The following is a 17951-nucleotide window of genomic DNA, read 5'->3' as shown; positions in this document are numbered from 1 at the left end:
GATGAGCATGTTGAAAGAATCGCATTCCCTCATTGCTAAATTACAGAAAAATAAAATACTCATCTGGTTTTTAATCCTTACAATTACAATTCTCTGGGGCTACGCATGGGTTCTTATGAAGGAAGCTCTTGCCTACATGGGCCCATTTACATTTTCTTCATTTCGCTTTGGAGTTGGTTCAATAACGCTAGTATTAATTGTTTTACTGTCAAAGAAAGGACTTCCACCAAAACGTTATTGGAGGCAACTGGTGATTCTCGGTATCTTGCAAACATCCATAGTATTTTTATTAGTTATGTACGGCCTGCGTTTTGTTGATGCTGGAAAATCATCGGTGCTTTTATATTCGATGCCAATGTGGAGCAGCATTCTTGCAGTGAAATTTTTGGATGAAAAATTTACACCAGCAAAATTTCTTGGTTTGTTCATTGGAATGATTGGGCTCCTAACAGTATTAGGCTGGGATATTTGGGTTGGGCAAAGCTTTGATGTTATTTTTGGTGAAATACTTATCATTATTGCGGCGATTTCTTGGGGAGTTTCCAATATCTTTTATCGAGTTAATTTGAATGGTTTATCACAGCTCCAAGTAAACGCCTATCAAATGCTGTTTGGAACCATTGGAATTATCGCGGTTACGCTTTTTGCGGAATGGGGTCAGCCAGTTCAGCTTAACATGCACAGCATCTATTATATTTTATTTACCGGTGTTCTTGCCTCTGCACTTTGTTTTACGGTGTGGTTCCTGATCTTAAGTATTATTGATATGGTTTCTGCTACACTATCCACATTGCTTGTACCGATTTTTGGACTCGTTCTTAGCAGTTTCATTCTTGGTGAAACAATGTCGGCTGGTGTCGTGGCTGGTTCAGGACTGATCATTATAGGTATAGTCGTTTCGCAAATTTCAAAAAAACATCCTCGGAGAATTTAGTTCCACGAGGATGTTTTGACTTTAAAAGAATAATAGACCGATAGAAATTGGAATAAAGCTATATAACAGAATCATTACGCAAAAGCCCATGATATCGCGAACTTTTAAACCTGCGATTGCAAGAAGCGGTAATGCCCAGAACGGCTGAATCATGTTCGTCCAAGCATCACCCCAGGCAACGGCCATTGCTGTTTTTGCAGTATCTGCTCCAATTTCAAGTGCAGCTGGGATCATGATTGGCCCCTGAACAGCCCATTGCCCGCCGCCTGAAGGAACAAAGAAGTTGACCAATCCAGCACTGATAAATGTAAACCATGGCAGCGTAAATTCAGTTGAAATGCTGACAAACCATAATGACATCTGTTCCGATAGACCGGAAGTAACCATCATGCCCATAATTCCCGCGTAAAACGGGAATTGTACAATGATCCCTCCCGCATTTTTAACGGCACTTGTTACACTGTTTAAGAACCTTCGTGGCGTTTTATGAAAAATAATTCCCAGGAATAAGAAGATAAAATTTACGATATTGATATTCAAATCGAAACCATTTTCCACAAAATGATAAATGACGAATAGAAGCCCCATGATTCCAACGAGGAGCGAAATAATTCGGCTGTTTTCCAACCGTTCTGCAGGCGTCAGGTCATCTGCAGGGGTATTCTCATCTACTTTCACATCTTCAACCGTTGAAGTGTTCCATTGTAATGCATCCGTGTTTTTTAATGGATCACGTGACTTCATTAAAAATCGGTTTAAGAATGGAAGTGTAAATAATAAAACAAAAACGATAAATAGGTTAAAACCACTAAACAAAGTATCAGATACTGGAATCGTTCCAATTGTATCTTCCAAAAAGTGCCCAGGTGTTGCGATAAGTAATGGAATTGATCCTGATAGTCCACCATGCCACAGCAAAAAGCCGCTATAAGCACTCGCCATCAGAACCCGGTAATCAACTGTTGGAACACGTTTTGCTACATGGATGGCAAATAGCGCCCCAACTACGAGACCAAACCCATAGTTGATTAAACACGCAACAGAGGCAACAAATGTGACGATCAGGATTGCTTGTTCAGGTGTATTTGCCAGCTTACTGAGTTTAGATAATAGTTTTTTTACAATCGGTGTACTCGCAAGAATATAACCAGTTACAACAATGAGTGACATTTGCATGGCAAAAGCCAAAAGATCCCAAAAACCCGTTCCCCAATATTCTACCATTTGAATTGGCGAGCTATCGGTGAAAATGATTCCTAATAGAAACACTGCAAACGTTAATATGATTGCAAAAAGAAATGCATCAGGCAAATAGCGTTGAACCATGCGGTCGAAAAATGATGTTAATGATTTCATCAAAACTTTACTCCCCCTTTTTATTCCATTATATGTTTGTCTAATTTTGAAATGAGCTGCTAGTTGAATTATAGCAGGTGTTGGATGGAAGTGATATTTAATTTATATTCACGAAGAGTATAATATAAATAATCATCTTATTAAATAGTAAAATAAAATACAATCCTAACCGTTTGAAAAGCACTGTTGGAATGGATGAGATATTATACCTATTTTCCCCCGATTCCTAAACTTTCTTCTTATTTCACCGATATAAATAAAAAGCGCTCTACAAATGAAATCTAAAACATATAAAATTATTACCAACGAGGTGAACACTTATGGATATGAGAATTGGCGGTCTAGCATCAGGGATGGATATCGATTCCATCGTATCTGATTTAATGAAGGCAGAACGGTTGCCGCTTCAGAAAATGAATCAGGATCGTACATGGCTTACGTGGCAGCGTGATGCATACCGTGAAATGAATACGCTGTTCCTGAATTTTCGCTCAACATTAACGGATATGAAGATGTCGAATACATTTCGTGCGAGAATGACATCATCTACAAATGAAAATTTAGTATCGGCGACTGCATCCAGTGCTGCAAGTTTATCTACATACAATATTACAGAAGTGTCACAGCTTGCATCTGCTGCGACCAAAGTGAATAATGCAAGTATTTTTACAGATTCTTCAACTGTTGATACAAGTAAAAGCCTTGCTGAACTAAAATCTGAGTTTGTTTACAACACATTTAATTTTAAACAGGGAAGCGTCCATCGTCAGTCAGTTTCTGCCAAAACAGATTCGAATTCATTTGAACTGGAATTGCAGGAAGGAACAGCTATTAATGATATTGGGGAAATGTCTGTTAAAGTCGGCAGCAAGTACTACAATGTTGTTGATTCCAATGCGAAAACCCCAGATCAGCTTAAAGACAATGAAGTACTTGTAAATACAGCAACTGGAGAACTGACATTTAAGAATAGCATTTCAAAAGGTTCAGAGATTGAGGTTCAGTATACGACTGATTTCCAGATTGATACAATGACAACGGCGGAGGAAGGAACAACCATTAAGCTTTCCAACGGCGGGGTTGTTGAGGAAGGTTTATTATTGACAATTGGCGATGAGAAATATGAGGTTAATGATGGACTTGTCTATAATAAAAATAACCCCACAGAAGCGGTTGGTGAATTTAATAAAGAAACCGGCACCATTACCATGAACGATGACAACAAAATTCCTGCTGAAACAGAGGTTACGGTAAAATATCAATACGACTATACAAGCTTTCGAATTGGCGCACATACGAAAGATGGCTTTAAGGATGAAGTATTCAACATCAAGGCAACGCAGTCTTTTGATTCAATGATCAATGAAATCAACAGTGCTGACAATGGAGTCGATATTTTCTATGATGATGTCACAGGACAAATGACATTGACAAGAACGGAAACCGGGAACTTCAATGGGGATGAATATGACCCAGATACTGGTTCAAAAAATTATGGCAGTCATGAAATCGTTACCAGCGGTGAATTTGCCAATTTTCAAATGCGTTTTAATTATGCAGAGGAAACCGGCGGAGCTAATGCACATTTTACATTAAATGGACTAACTACATCGAGAACATCTAATTCATTTGAAGTATCCGGTGTATCCTTTAATTTGAAGCAAACGTTTTCTGATCAGACAGTTTCCGTAAATGTAGCCAACGATAGTGGAACAGTTTTTGAAAATATTAAAGAATTTGTTGATAAATATAATGAACTGATCGGCAAGGTTCAGGATAAGCTGCAGGAGGACCGTTACCGCGATTACAGGCCACTGACGGATAAACAGCGGGAGGAACTATCTGACAGACAGCAGGAACTATGGGAGGAAAAGGCGAAAAGTGGTTTGCTTCGGAGTGATAACACATTATCAAGTGCGTTAAACCAGATGCGTCGTGATTTTTATTCAGAAGTTGATAACAGTGATATTCCATCCATGTTCCAGCATTTGGCCAGCATTGGCATCACAACCACTTCTAATTACTTAGAAGGCGGGAAGCTGGAAATAGACGAGGCGAAATTGAAGTCTGCTATCCAGGAAGATCCGGAAGCGGTTGAAGATCTCTTCACTGCCGACAGTTCTTCTTATGAACAGAAAGGAATTTTACAGCGTCTGACGGAATCGGTAAACAATGTAATGGACCGAATAACTGAAAAGGCAGGTAATTCGTTTCAGACGGAAAACCAATATACAATGGGGAAAAGTCTGGAAGATATGGACGAACGAATTGAAGCATTTGAAGATCGTCTTGCCCAAGTGGAAGACCGTTACTGGCGCCAATTTACAGCAATGGAGCAGGCAATCCAGCGAATGAATTCCCAATCAATGTACTTAATGCAGCAATTCGGCGGAGGAGCCTAAATACTGACGAATAACTACATGCCCCATTCAAGCAGCGAGTGGGGCATATTTTATCAAAGGGGTGGATTTTAATGGAAAAATACATAGAGATGATGAAACATTCACAGGAATTGCAGGAAACCGTATACGAAGGGCTTCAGCACATGCAAGACTTATTGAAGGAAGGGAAGTTTGAAGCAACTATTCCATTGTTTCAAAATATTGTACGTGCCTTTTCATCTGTTGAAAAATCCATCTTGACCTTGCCAGATGATATTCTGTCGGAAGGCATACAAGGGGTAACAACAAAAGTGAGAGATGCTTTGGAGCTTGTAGTGGAGTCTTTTGAAGCCTCTGATTACGGTAAGATTCACGAAATTTTGCAGTTTACGCTCATACCGAGATATAAAAATTGGATAAACAAACTGGAAGAAATGTTTAGACCCTACTTGGTAATATAAAAAGTAGAAATTGACGTACGAAGCGAATCCAGGAATATTTTTTGTACATCCATAAAGAAATACATTACAATAACACTATAGTAAATACATAATTATTTTATGGAGGTACATATATGAACAATCTAATGCAAAATAAAAATATAGTAGTTATGGGGGTCGCCAATAATCGAAGCATCGCATGGGGGATTACGAAATCCCTGCAAAATGCTGGCGCCAACCTGATTTTTACTAATCGCCAGGAACGATCCCGGCAAAAGCTGGAAAAATTATTAGCAGAAAATGAAATTGAGCCGAAATTAATCGTTTCCTGTGATGTGGCTGATGATGAAAGTATTGTTCAAGCCTTCCGGGAAATCGGTGAAAAGGTTGGTACGATTCACGGTGTCGTTCATTCGGTTGCATTTGCAAATCGTGATGAATTAAAGGGGGAGTATGCTAATACTTCTCGTGAAGGCTATTTACTCGCACAGAATATCAGCTCTTATTCCCTAGTGGCAGTAACGAGAGAGGCAAAGAAGTTAATGACCGAGGGTGGCGGAATTGTTACGCAAACTTACTTAGGTGCTGAACGCGTTGTACCTAACTATAATGTGATGGGTGTTGCCAAAGCGGCACTTGAAGCCAGCGTCCGTTATTTGGCTGAGGATGTAGGAAAATATGGTATTCGCGTAAATGCTGTTTCTGCAGGACCGGTTCGCACACTTTCCGCAAAAGGTGTATCAGGTTTTAATGATAAAATGACTGTCATTGAGGAAAAGGCACCGCTTCGCAGACAGATTGACCAGGATCAGGTAGGGGATGCCACAGTATTTTTACTAAGTGATATGTCCCGCGGTATTACCGGTGATGTGCTTCACGTTGACTCAGGATTTCATATTATTGCTGGTTCATAAAAAATGGACATGAAAAGCGTTCACGATATAATGGTGAACGCTTTTCTATACTTTGATCCCTCTATTTTACCTATTAATATAATTTCCACATCTATTCTCCCGCAAATGCAATGCTAACTCTACCAATCGATTGCATATACTAAACTATACAAGCTCTATGGCTTGTTATACTTGGTACAATGTATATCAAAAATCCAGCAAACTATAGAGCGTATCCAAAAATAAAAAAAACTATACATGAATGTCAAATGGCTTAGCAAAAGTTTGTATATAAACGAAACACACAAACAAATGTTCTGTTTTTGTGGTTATTTACCTTATTTATATGATATACTATGTACTAGATAATGTTCTTTTAGGGATTGGTCGGCTAGCCCTTTTTATAAAAAGGTGGTGATGCCAATGAGCATTTACGAGGTATTTATGGTCATGTTCGCATTTGGCACATTCTTGATTGCCTTGTTGACACTCGTAATAAAAATGATCAATAAAAAATAGACCTCCCTATTAACCCTCAAAAGTTATGGATGGGAAGTCTATTCTTGGATAGCAGATCCCCTGGGGGAACCACTTATCTTGAGACCACAGTTGCAGCTGTGGTCTTATAAGTATATGCATATTTCTACCTATATTATACCATAAAAATGGGTGTTGAAAAGGGAAAAGAACTTGTTGTACAAATTTCCAATAGTTACCTGATTTTGAAGGATTAACCGCTAAAAAAGCAGTGCAAAATTTGGCATCAATCGACCTATATTTCCTGGGCAATATTCCTTAGTGAATCTATATTTTAAATGGAGGCTGGGACAAAAGTGTTTTAACCAAAATAAAATCCGAACATAGTTGGTGCATACATACCGTTACGGAAATACACTACGCTTTCCGCGGGCTGCCCTGAGCCTGCTCCGAGCTATCGCTCTGCGTAGTCTCACCTAGGCTTTTCATCCCGCAGGAGTCTCCGTGTATTTCCTTCTGCAGTATGGTGAAATGTTTGGCTTTGGATTAAACAATTTAGTTATGTCCCAGTCCCTTATAATTTAGACTTATCAATCTGCTTCTTCATTTCCAACGAATAAGTTTCCAATTCCCTTGCTACATGGTTTGATTGTTGCATTGATGCGGTTTGCAGTTCAATGGATGAAGAAATTTCCTCGGTTCCTGCTGCTGTTTCCTGACTGATCGATGCGATACTTTGTGTGTTAATGGAAATGATTTTTTCTTGGTTGATAATCGCTTCCATAACGTCCATCACCTTGTTAAAGCGTGTTGTTTGCTTCCATTGTTTGTTGAATATTGCAGAATGCCATTCCGTTTCACCGACAGATTTTGACTGTGTTTCTATGATGTCATTGGTTTTGCCGATTAATGTTACGGTTTGCTTTGTTTCCAATTGCATTTCTCCGATTGGTTCAGAAATATCAGCTAATGTACTTCCGGATTGTTCGGCAAACTGCACGGAATCCCGCTAAGAAACACCTTCTGAAATGCCACCGATTAATATCATTGACTAATACAAGTATGCTATTATTAATACTATTGATTATACATTTTTACATAAGGAGAACACATTGCATGAATCTACAAAAGGTATTAACATCAAACAAATCAAAACGGCTATACCAATTCTTATTGATAACCGGTATTGTGTTTGTTGCATTTAATTTGCGGCCAGCTATAACTTCGGTAGGACCGGTAATAGGTATTATTCGTGATGATATAGGACTATCAAACTGGAGTGCCGGTCTGATAACGAGTCTGCCATTAATTGCATTCGCTTTAATGTCACCGATTGCCCCCAGGCTTGGGAATCGCGTAACAAATGAACGGGCTTTATTAATTGGATTAATTTTGCTTGCTATTGGTATTGCGGTACGTTCGTTTTCCTTTGTTGCACTTTTGTTTATAGGCACATTGTTAGTTGGTTTAGGAATAGCAATATGTAATGTTTTGCTTCCCGGAGTTATAAAAGAAAAATTCCCCGCCAAAGTTGCGCTGATGACAAGTGTGTACTCGACGGCTATGGGGATTTTTGCAGCGACAGCTTCTGGCCTAAGTATTCCATTTGCTAAGGGAATGGGACTTGGCTGGCAAATTGCATTGCTTGTTTGGATGATTCCGGCAATTCTTGGTATTGTGATTTGGGTTTATTTAGGTAAGAATAGTAAGCCAGAAACAACTGTTGAGATGACATATGTCAGCGATGGGAACAATCAAATGTGGCATTCTCCGCTTGCATGGCAGGTTGCATCGTTTATGGGATTGCAATCGTTTTTGTTTTATGTGACGATTTCTTGGCTGCCGGAAATTCTGCATGATTACGGTGTGAGTATGGCTACCGCGGGATGGATGCTCTCCTTTACACAATTTGTCGGACTGCCAGCAAGCTTTCTTGTTCCTGTGATTGCGGCGAAATTTTCTCAGCAGCGTGGAATTATCCTCGTTTTGGGGGTGTTTGCGGTTAGTGGCTACGGCGGGCTCCTTCTTGGTGATTCATATGCTGTAATGGTAATCAGTACGATATTAATTGGATTTGCGCTAAGTGGTAACTTTGCATTAGCCTTAGCGTTTTTAGGGATGCGTGCACGTAATGCAAAACAGGCGGCAGAATTGTCGGGGATGGCACAGTCGCTAGGGTATGTTTTGGCTGCGGTTGGTCCAATGTTCATTGGTTATTTATTTGATCTGACACATGTCTGGACTATCCCGCTGGTTACATTGATTGGCGTTTCCCTGTTCGTTGTTATTTTCGGTCTTGGTGCTGGCAGGGATAAATACGTGCTTGACTGATGTTTTATCTTTAAAAATCCGCTATACTGAATTTAGCATTCTAAAATTGGAAGTGACACCATGCAGCATCAGACTTATTCAATCCGGGATTTTTATTTTTGGAAAATTACACTGAGTTTGGCACTTGCCTCTTTTTTCATTTTTGCCAGTATGTATTCGGTGCAGCCGCTTCTTCCTGTATTTGTCAGAAAGTTTAACGTATCTGTATCAACGTCAAGTTTAGCTATATCACTGACAATTATTGGTTTAATAGTCGGTTTAATTATTCTCGGATTCCTGTCAGATCGAATTGGACGGACCATTTTTATTAAAATTTCCCTTGTAGGATCAGTTATCCCATTTTTGCTCATTCCATTGACTGATTCCTTTGTGCTTTTACTAGTGTTGCGCCTGGTTCAGGGATTTGCACTTGCCGGATTACCTGCTGCATCACTTGCATATATTAGTGAAGAAATCGACAAGCGGAGTGCCGGTGTTGCAACAGCACTTTATATTTCCAGTAATGCACTTGGAGGAATGATGGGAAGGGTGCTGACAGGATATATTACAGATCATTATTCATGGGAAGCGGCATTTTATTTTTTAGCAGGACTTGGTGTGCTCATTTTAGCAGCAGTGTTTATACTGTTGCCGAAATCACGGCTTTTCCAACCTAGCAACCTATCATTTTCCCGTGATATGGAAGCATTTTTCTTTCATTTAAAAAACCCTGCAATATTACTTGTATTTGGATTAGGAATTGTTCTGCAAATGTCATTTACGGGGATTTGGACATACTTGCCATTTCATCTCGAGGGACCACCATTCTCCCTTTCGCTGCAGGCCATTTCTTATACATTTTTTGCTTATGGATTAGGGGTTATTGGGTCCCCATTTGCAGGCTGGCTTGCCGTAAATATAGGCTTAAGGAAAATTCGGATTGCTGGGATTATTACGTTATCCATTGGAATACTTATGACGCTTAGCCAGTCGGTAATCGTTATTATTATCGGTTTGTGTGTTTCGTGCCTGGGATTTTTCACGGCACATTCCCTTACAGCAGCATCTGTTAGTGAACAGGCAACACACCATAAAGGCAGTGCGTCGAGTCTTTATTTAGTTGCATATTATATTGGTGTTGCGGCAGGCAGCTCAGCACTGGGACCGTTGTGGAGTGCAGCAGGCTGGACAGGTTTGGTTGCACTGACAGGGTTGTTGCCAATAGCGTATATAATATTTGTAAATGTAATGTCAAGCCGTTTTAGAAAAAATATGGCAGAGTAGTATGGGTGGTGTTTATATGTGGTTATTGTTTGAAGCAATTGGCTGGATTATAGCTGGTATTGGTGCTTATTTTATTTTTGATAATGATCCAAATCTATTCCATTATGTAATTTTGGGAGCAGGAATCATTATTATTGCGTTCACATTACCTAGGAATTTTCGCAATAAGAGGAAGCACTAGAAAAAGGAAGAACATCGCTGTGTGAATGCGAGTTCTTCCTTTTTTGATATACGCTATCCTCTAAACATTTCTGGAACACTTTTCAGATCAATACCCCAAAATGCAGGTAATAGGAAATAAATTGCTGCTGTTACTAAAATTATTCCAACTATATTTAAGGCAAATCCAGCTTTTGCCATATCGGGAATTCGTAAATAGCCTGATCCGAATACAACAGCATTTGGCGGTGTTGCAACCGGCAGCATGAATGCACATGATGCTGCCACCCCTGCTGCAACCATAACTGCATATGGATGGACACCCAATGCTGCGGCAAGTGATGCCATAATTGGATACATCATGGACGCGGTCGCCGTATTAGATGTTATTTCGGTTAGGAAAATAACGAGTGCCGTAACAATTAGCAATACAACAAAAATATTAATTCCTTGAAGTGCTGTTAACTGGCCGCCAATCCAATCGGAAAGGCCAGATTCTACAAATCCTGCAGCTATTGCAAGGCCACCGCCAAAAAGTAACAATATCCCCCACGGCAGTTTAACCGCTGTATCCCAATCTAGCAATCTGTCGCCCAGCTTATTTTTGGATGGGATGATAAATAGAATTGCTGCTGCCGCCATTCCGATAATTGCGTCGTTAATGCTTTCATTAATATAAGGCGCTAGCAGGAATGATCGAGTGATCCAAGCTAATGCTGCTAAAACGAATATGATAAATACAGCTTTTTCTTCGTACGATGCTGGTCCAAGCTTCTTCTTTTCTGTATGGATTACCTCTTTTCCACCGGGAAGCTGCTTTAATTTTAACGGGTAGGCAATTTTTACAAGGTAAACCCAAGCGATGATGATAAATATCCAAGCTATTGGAACACCGAAAAGCATCCATTTTGCAAAGGAAAGTTCTACGCCATATGTTTTTTCAATTGCACCTGCAAGCAATGTGTTTGGAGGTGTTCCAATTAAAGTCCCAATTCCACCTAATGAAGCTGAGTAAGCAATCCCTAGCATTAATGCCTTTCCGAATCCAAAGTTTTCCTTTGTTGTATCAATAGAGGGATCATCCTTCAAGGCTTCTGAAACCTGATAAATGATTGCTAAGCCAATCGGCACCATCATCATGGCAGTCGCCGTGTTGGAAATCCACATGGATAAAAATCCGGTTGCAACCATGAAACCAAGAATAATGCGATCTGTGTTCGTTCCTATAATGGAAATAATGCTAAGAGCGATTCGTTTATGAAGATTCCATTTTTCCATTGCAAGCGCAATCATAAAACCGCCCATAAATAAAAAGATTGTGTCATCACCATACGATGATGTGGTTGCATCAATATCTAAGCCGCCTGTTAACGGGAACAGGACAATAGGCAATAATGATGTCGCTGGAATCGGAATTGCTTCTGTCATCCACCATACTGCAATCCAAAGTGTACTTGCTAGTATAGCCTGCCCCTCTGATGAAAGACCATCTGGTGAGAAAAATACCAATGTCAAAATAAATAATAGAGGTCCTAAAATAAGTCCGAATAATTGTGCGGGCTTGTAGGTGCGTTTGTTGCTGCCGCCGTTTTTACCTGTTTGAGCAGTACCTGAGCTATTTTTCGAACTAATTGATGAGCTGTTTGGTTTAACAAAGAAGCTAAGTAATTCTTTTGCTTGATCATGCTTGTCCCATAACCAGTTCCATGCAGTTGTGACCATGATATTCCTCCTTGCATTTTTTATGAATGATATAATTCCAATTATCAGAGAACTTGATTTTAATATATCGGAATCTTTATTATTATACAAATTAATAAAAACTTCAACAAGTGGAAACTGCTGGCGGTTACGGATCTATTAGCTAATAGCAAATGACAATAGATAAGTGTATGTGCAATTCGGGCTGGTAAAGTTAAGAAAAGGAAAGGCTACTAGCGAATGGAATACGTTTTCCAAATTCATTCTTTCGCTAAATTCGAAAATTTCACTTAAAGTGTGCTACAATTTTATTTAATCACTGTAGTTTCGGAGGCTAATGGATGGATTTTTCAATTAAAGCTGTTGGGGATTGTGCGGTGAAAGTACAATTTCTGCAGGATGTTACCCCTCAACTAAATAGGAAAATAAAGATTTTTTGCAATAGAATTACAGAATTAAACATTGGTAGTGCCGTAGAAATCGTGCCTGCTTATAATTCAGTTACCATTTATTATCAGCCATTCAAAATAACGTATCGTGACATTTATAACAAACTTAAACTTATAAACATAGATGATTCTAGCTGCAAGCCTGAAAAGCAGCAATTGATAAAAGTCCCGGTTGTTTATGGTGGTGAATATGGTCCGGATTTGCAGGGGGTGGCCGAGTATAATAACCTCTCTGTAAAGGAGGTGATTGAACTGCATCAGAAGCCTGATTATCTCATTTATATGCTGGGTTTTTTACCTGGTTTTCCATATTTGGGCGGACTTAAGACTAAATTGGCAACCCCCCGTATGGAAAATCCCCGAAGGTCCGTTTCTGCTGGATCAGTTGGAATTGCATATAAACAAACAGGAATTTATCCAGTTGAATCGCCAGGTGGCTGGAATATTATTGGAAGAACGCCACTTCGTTTAGTTAATTTAACTAACCAAGTACATCCATTCCTGTTTGAAGCCGGTGATTTGGTGCGATTTTATGAAGTGGATGAAGTGGAATTTTTGGAAATGGAAGAAGCGGCAGCCGCGGGAAAGTACAATGCCAAACTAGAGATCCTTAATAGGAAAGGAGCTTCTGCTAATGATCAACAAGCAAATCGATCTTAACAGTGATATGGGCGAAAGCTTTGGCAGATTTAAAATTGGTTCGGATGAAAAATTACTTCCATACGTCACGTCTGTCAATATTGCATGTGGCTTCCATGCTGGAGATCCTAATGTAATGAATCAGACCGTCCGTTTGGCAAAAAGTCATCATGTTTCTATCGGTGCACATCCAGGGTTTGCAGATATTGCTGGGTTTGGCAGGCGCTTGATCACATATACCCCTGAGGAGATATATCGATTTATAATCTATCAAATTGGGGCATTAGATGCATTTTGCAGAATTCATCATGTGACCATGCGGCACGTTAAGCCGCATGGTGCCTTATATAATGCTGCTGCCGTTGACCGAGACGCTGCACTTGCTATTGCCAAAGCTGTTCGTGATGTTAATGATCAATTGATTTTATTTGGACTAGCTGGAAGTGAGCTGGTTACAGCAGGACGTGAAATCGGTATTAAAACTGTATCGGAAGTGTTTGCTGATCGGACCTATCAAGCAGATGGCAGCTTAACCCCACGTGAACACAAGAACGCATTAATTGAAAATACTTCAACTGCAGTAGCACAGGTTTTACAAATGGTGCGGAATGGGGAAGTAGAAACAGTTGATGGGACAATTATAAAGATGGAAGCGGATACGATCTGTGTACATGGCGACGGTGAATATGCAGTCGAATTTGCCCGGGAATTGCGTATGCTGCTAGAACGTGAAGGGGTTACGGTTGGCCCTATAGCTTGAGGATCTATTGATGGTGGAATATGAAGGTGAATAGAACTAGTTTGCAAGTGTGCGCTAATTAGTATAAACCGCTCAATAAAAAGCTGACCTGTGCATTAACTAATGAAAAATGTACAACACTTGCATAATTAAAATCAGGATTGGTGATTTTATGAAAGGTCAAACTATCTTTCGTGTAAAGAAAGCAGGAGTGTATACGACATTTCAAGACTTGGGCAGATCCGGTTATCAGCGTTTCGGGGTTCCGGTTTCCGGTGCAATGGATACATTCGCACTGCAAATAGCGAATATTTTAGTTGGCAATCAACGGAGCGAGGCATGTATAGAAGCAACACTTATTGGCCCGGAGCTAGAGGTGAAATGTTCAATTGCAGTTGCTATAACTGGTGCAAATATACAGCCGCAAGTTAATGGGAAGTCTATACCAATGTGGCAGTCTATACGACTCGAACCAGGGGATATCCTTCATTTTGGAAAACTTCAAACAGGCGTGCGTGCGTATATATCTTTAGCTGGTGGATATGATTTTCCAGAAATGCTTGGGAGCAAATCTACTGATGTAAACAGTGGGTTTGGGAGACTTATTGAGAAGGAAGATACCATCTGCGGTCATCCAGCATGTAATAGGAAAAAGATTGGACTGTCCAAGCAGTTAATCCCAACCTATGATAAATCAATTGATGCAGCGATGATTGAAGGGCCGCACCAAGCTAATTTTACCGAGGAAGCACGTAATATGTTTTTTAGTACAAGCTTTACCGTAGATGCAAATTCAAATCGAATGGGCTATCGTTTGAAATCTGAAACTTGCGGTATACAAACATCTGGACAGGTTTGGTCAGATGCTATTCCGTTTGGCGGCATACAAATCCCCCAAAATGGACAGCCAATCATATTGATGGCAGATCGGCAAACAACAGGGGGCTATCCGCGAATCGGTACTGTTATTTCCAATGATTTGGGGAAAGTTGCTCAGCTTCCCCCACAGGGTGAGATTAAGTTCCATACAATTTCTGTTGATGAAGCCCAGAAACAAGCAGCAGAAAGGGAAATGTTTTTGTATTGCCTGGAAACATTTCGAAAAGGCATAAATTAAGGAGAATAAGATGATGAAGACTGAACAGGATGTTATACATTTAATTGAGAAGGATCCATGGATGGTGGAAGTTTTGTCTATTGCAAAATCACTAGCTTTACCGGATTGGTGGATTTGTGCCGGATTTGTCCGTTCGAAAATTTGGGATACGCTTCACGGATATGAACAAAGAACACCAATTCAGGATGTCGATGTCGTATATTTTGACAAAGCCAACTTAGATGAATCAAAGGAAAAACAATTGGAAATGGACCTGGCTGCTATGAATCCAACAATCCCCTGGTCCGTTAAAAATGAGGCCAGGATGCACCTTATTAATAAGCTTCCGCCGTATAAATCTTCAGAGGACGCTATTTCAAAGTTCCCTGAAACGGCAACGGCATTAGGAGTGAAATTAAATCAGAATAATAGAGTTATATTAACCGCACCACACGGAATTGAAGATGCTGTTCAGTTTAAGGTGAAACCAACCCCATTCTTTCAAAATAAGTTTCTGTATCCAATTTACAAACAACGAATTACGAACAAAAAATGGCATACAATTTGGCCAAACATAAATCTAGTTGAGGAGCCGTCATAATGAATAAATTATTACTAACAGGATTCGAACCATTCTTGGAATTTCCTATTAATCCGACAGCTGATATCGTAAACGAACTAAATGGAACTGTGCTTAATGAACACGAAATTATTGGTGAAATTTTGTCCGTTGATTTTCATAAGTCCGGTAAGCAATTAATAGATTTGATACATAAACATAATCCCGAAACAGTTATCTCACTTGGATTGGCCGGAGGCAGAAAGTGTATTACACCTGAACGAATTGCTATCAATTGTAATGACGGTCCTGTCGATAATAACGGTAATAAGCCCCGGGGGGAGAAGATTATTGATAATGGACCGGATGGCTATTTTTCTACCCTGCCAATTCATGAAATGGTTGATAAATTAAAGGTAGCGGGTCTTCCAGCGGAAATTTCTGATACTGCTGGAACATATCTGTGCAACAATGTCATGTATCACGGATTGCATTATTTCAAGAATAAACAACTCAATCAAAAATCAGGGTTCATCCATATCCCTGCATCACATGCTTTGGCTATAAGGAAGAATTTGCCAAGCTGGTCATTGGATGATTTAGTACGAGCAATAAAAATCTCGATACAATGTTTATAGCAATGGATACAGGGTGCCCTGCGTACGCTAAAATGTTTCTAGAAAGGTGAGGGAAAATGGGAAAACATCCAAAGATAGATGTTCCGGCTGGTAAATGGGAAAAGGCTTTAAATATTTCATCCTTTTTGCTGCTTATAGTATTAATACTATACGTTGTACAGGCTTACAGTAATTTGCCTGAGACTATTCCGACACATTTCAATGCGAATGGTGAAGCGAATGGATGGGGAAATAAAGCTTTCATTTTCTTGATGCCAGCAATCGCATTGTTTGTTTGCTTTATTCCAATGTATTTTCTTAGTAAAAAACCACATATGTTCAATTATATGGTCAAGGTCACGGAAGAAAATGCGTCAAGATTATATCCTGTAGCGCGGCTGTTTATGACAGTGATTAATTTTGAGACGGTTATATTATTTTCCTATATTACCTGGGATATCGTTCAATCAGCAAGGGGCAATGAAACTCTAGGTGCAGGGTTTATTGTTACAGTTATTGTAGTTCCATTAGTAACGGTAATCGTCTTCATGATAAAGATGAGTAAATTGGAATGATTTAAAGTATTATAATTAATTAAGCCGGAAAATACGGAATTATTCGCTTTTAGTCATGCTTGTATTTCCTCATTGATTAGCCTCTCGAAATATATTACAATAGGCTGAATGATAGTTGGAAAAGCGAGTTGATGGGGATGCCGAAATTCATTTGGCTATTGGCAATTGCAACAACAATTAATGTTACAGGGGCTTCATTTCTTTGGCCGTTAAATACTATATATATGCATAATGAGCTCGGTAAAAGTTTAGCTTTTGCGGGGTTTATTTTGATGTTTAATCAGGCTGCATCGATTGCCGGAAACTTAATCGGTGGTGTGCTTTTTGATAAATTTAGTGCATATAAAACGATTCTGTACGGTACAGGATTGGCAATGGTATCGGCCGTTATACTGTCTTTTTACCACAGTATTGCTCCCTATTCTGTTTTATTGGTGCTGATCGGTTTTGGATCTGGAATCACATGGCCAGTAATGTTTGCAATGGCAGGTTCGGTTTGGCCCGAGGGTGGACGCAGGGCATTTAATGCAATTTATGTTGCACAAAATCTTGGTGTCGCATTAGGAGCAACTGTCGGCGGATATGTGGCAAGTTTTTCATTTAATTATATATTTATGGCGAATGCATCTTTATTTGCGGTATTTTTTGTCATCGTTTTGGTTGCCTTTAAAAGGATAGATGAAGAACGCAATCGCCAAATGCATACAACTGTAATTGAACAGAGTGGCAAAATCCAAAATAAGTCAAAATTTATTGCATTAATTATTCTTAGTGGCGGTTTTCTAGCCTCCTGGATAGCTTATAGTCAATGGCAATCAACGATAGCATCACATACACAGGACATTGGAATTCCATTGGATCAATATAGTTTACTTTGGGCAATAAATGGTTTTCTTATCGTTTTAGGGCAGCCTTTGTTAAAATTGGTAACAGATCGAGTTACATCGCAAAAAAATCAGATTTATGTTGGAACTTCGATTTTATTTGCTTCATTTATTGTCGTTATGTTTGCAGAAGAATTTACAGTGTTTGTTATCGCAATGGTTATTTTAACAATTGGCGAAATGATTGTATGGCCAGCGATACCAACACTTGCAAATGACTTGGCACCAAAGGGGCGTGCAGGGTTTTATCAAGGATTTGTCAATAGTGTAGCCGCAGCTGGCCGGATGGTTGGTCCAGTTATTGGAGGATTAATTGTAGATGTGTATAATATACAATTGTTGTTCTTTGTATTATTATTCTTGTTATTGATTCCTTTTGTAACAACTTATTTTTACGATCGGGGAATTCTAGAAAACCAGGGAAAAACAAAAGCAGGTTAAAATTATTTGAGGTGAGC

The 17951-nt window shown here is 39.4% G+C and carries 18 protein-coding genes; 15 read left to right on the top strand and 3 right to left on the bottom strand.

Going from position 1 to position 17951, the window contains the following annotated elements:
- Positions 1-7: 7 nt before the first annotated feature.
- Positions 8-934 (top strand): DMT family transporter, encoded by a 927-nt coding sequence (locus tag IEV74_RS04705; protein ID WP_188454182.1) that lies wholly within the window; start codon positions 8-10, stop codon positions 932-934.
- A gap of 21 nt (positions 935-955) precedes the next feature.
- Here IEV74_RS04705 and IEV74_RS04700 read toward each other — a convergent pair whose 3' ends face one another.
- A complete protein-coding gene (locus tag IEV74_RS04700; RefSeq protein ID WP_188454306.1) occupies positions 956-2290 on the bottom strand; it encodes a short-chain fatty acid transporter in 1335 nt (444 codons plus the stop codon).
- 320 nt (positions 2291-2610) lie between these two features.
- On the opposite strand from IEV74_RS04700, the gene fliD reads away from it, so the two are divergent.
- The 4 genes from fliD to IEV74_RS04680 all read left to right on the top strand — a co-directional run bounded on the left by fliD (position 2611) and on the right by IEV74_RS04680 (position 6523).
- Positions 2611-4692 (top strand): flagellar filament capping protein FliD, encoded by a 2082-nt coding sequence (gene fliD / locus IEV74_RS04695; protein WP_188454181.1) that lies wholly within the window; start codon positions 2611-2613, stop codon positions 4690-4692.
- A 71-nt stretch (positions 4693-4763) separates the two neighbouring features.
- Positions 4764-5132: a DUF8042 domain-containing protein gene (locus IEV74_RS04690; protein ID WP_188454180.1), complete on the top strand. Its 369-nt coding sequence runs from the start codon at positions 4764-4766 to the stop codon at positions 5130-5132.
- A 113-nt stretch (positions 5133-5245) separates the two neighbouring features.
- A complete protein-coding gene (gene fabI / locus IEV74_RS04685; RefSeq protein ID WP_188454179.1) occupies positions 5246-6025 on the top strand; it encodes an enoyl-ACP reductase FabI in 780 nt (259 codons plus the stop codon).
- A gap of 402 nt (positions 6026-6427) precedes the next feature.
- The gene (locus IEV74_RS04680; RefSeq protein WP_188454178.1) at positions 6428-6523 is read left to right on the top strand and encodes a putative holin-like toxin; all 96 of its coding nucleotides are present in this window, start codon (positions 6428-6430) and stop codon (positions 6521-6523) included.
- A 532-nt stretch (positions 6524-7055) separates the two neighbouring features.
- On the opposite strand, the gene IEV74_RS04675 is transcribed toward IEV74_RS04680, so the two are convergent.
- On the bottom strand, positions 7056-7481 hold the full coding sequence (locus IEV74_RS04675; protein ID WP_188454177.1) for a methyl-accepting chemotaxis protein: 426 nt from the start codon (positions 7479-7481) through the stop codon (positions 7056-7058).
- A 116-nt stretch (positions 7482-7597) separates the two neighbouring features.
- Between IEV74_RS04675 and IEV74_RS04670 the strand changes: the two genes are divergently transcribed.
- The 3 genes from IEV74_RS04670 to IEV74_RS04660 are packed head-to-tail and all read left to right on the top strand — an operon-like array spanning position 7598 to position 10256.
- A complete protein-coding gene (locus IEV74_RS04670) occupies positions 7598-8812 on the top strand; it encodes a CynX/NimT family MFS transporter (RefSeq protein WP_188454176.1) in 1215 nt (404 codons plus the stop codon).
- Positions 8813-8872: 60 nt separating this feature from the next.
- Positions 8873-10075 (top strand): MFS transporter, encoded by a 1203-nt coding sequence (locus tag IEV74_RS04665; RefSeq protein ID WP_188454175.1) that lies wholly within the window; start codon positions 8873-8875, stop codon positions 10073-10075.
- 16 nt (positions 10076-10091) lie between these two features.
- Positions 10092-10256: a hypothetical protein gene (locus tag IEV74_RS04660; RefSeq protein WP_188454174.1), complete on the top strand. Its 165-nt coding sequence runs from the start codon at positions 10092-10094 to the stop codon at positions 10254-10256.
- Positions 10257-10309: 53 nt separating this feature from the next.
- Here IEV74_RS04660 and IEV74_RS04655 read toward each other — a convergent pair whose 3' ends face one another.
- Positions 10310-11956, bottom strand: coding sequence for an SLC13 family permease (locus IEV74_RS04655; RefSeq protein ID WP_188454173.1), 1647 nt, complete (start codon positions 11954-11956; stop codon positions 10310-10312).
- Between the two features lie 320 nt (positions 11957-12276).
- Between IEV74_RS04655 and pxpB the strand changes: the two genes are divergently transcribed.
- From pxpB to IEV74_RS04620, 7 genes are all read left to right on the top strand, one after another.
- Positions 12277-13044 carry a 5-oxoprolinase subunit PxpB gene (gene pxpB / locus IEV74_RS04650; RefSeq protein ID WP_188454172.1) on the top strand — a complete coding sequence of 256 codons (768 nt, stop codon included), beginning with the start codon at positions 12277-12279 and terminating at the stop codon, positions 13042-13044.
- Entirely contained in the window at positions 13019-13783 is a 765-nt protein-coding gene (locus tag IEV74_RS04645) for a LamB/YcsF family protein (protein ID WP_188454171.1), read from the top strand. Before pxpB ends, IEV74_RS04645 begins: the two co-directional genes overlap by 26 nt.
- A gap of 151 nt (positions 13784-13934) precedes the next feature.
- A complete protein-coding gene (locus IEV74_RS04640; RefSeq protein ID WP_188454170.1) occupies positions 13935-14879 on the top strand; it encodes a 5-oxoprolinase subunit C family protein in 945 nt (314 codons plus the stop codon).
- A 10-nt stretch (positions 14880-14889) separates the two neighbouring features.
- Positions 14890-15459 carry a nucleotidyltransferase family protein gene (locus IEV74_RS04635; protein ID WP_188454169.1) on the top strand — a complete coding sequence of 190 codons (570 nt, stop codon included), beginning with the start codon at positions 14890-14892 and terminating at the stop codon, positions 15457-15459.
- A complete protein-coding gene (gene pcp / locus IEV74_RS04630; RefSeq protein ID WP_188454168.1) occupies positions 15459-16055 on the top strand; it encodes a pyroglutamyl-peptidase I in 597 nt (198 codons plus the stop codon). The genes IEV74_RS04635 and pcp overlap by 1 nt, the downstream gene beginning before the upstream one ends.
- A gap of 56 nt (positions 16056-16111) precedes the next feature.
- The gene (locus IEV74_RS04625) at positions 16112-16609 is read left to right on the top strand and encodes an SdpI family protein (protein WP_188454167.1); all 498 of its coding nucleotides are present in this window, start codon (positions 16112-16114) and stop codon (positions 16607-16609) included.
- 137 nt (positions 16610-16746) lie between these two features.
- Positions 16747-17934, top strand: coding sequence for an MDR family MFS transporter (locus IEV74_RS04620; protein WP_188454166.1), 1188 nt, complete (start codon positions 16747-16749; stop codon positions 17932-17934).
- The last annotated feature ends 17 nt before the right edge of the window (positions 17935-17951 follow it).

The sequence above is a fragment of the Virgibacillus oceani genome, assembly GCF_014638995.1.
In the GTDB taxonomy this organism is placed as follows: Bacteria; Bacillota; Bacilli; order Bacillales; family Amphibacillaceae; genus Virgibacillus_E; species Virgibacillus_E oceani.
Note: the sequence above shows the minus strand (reverse complement) of the source record. Positions and strands in the feature narration are given on the sequence as shown.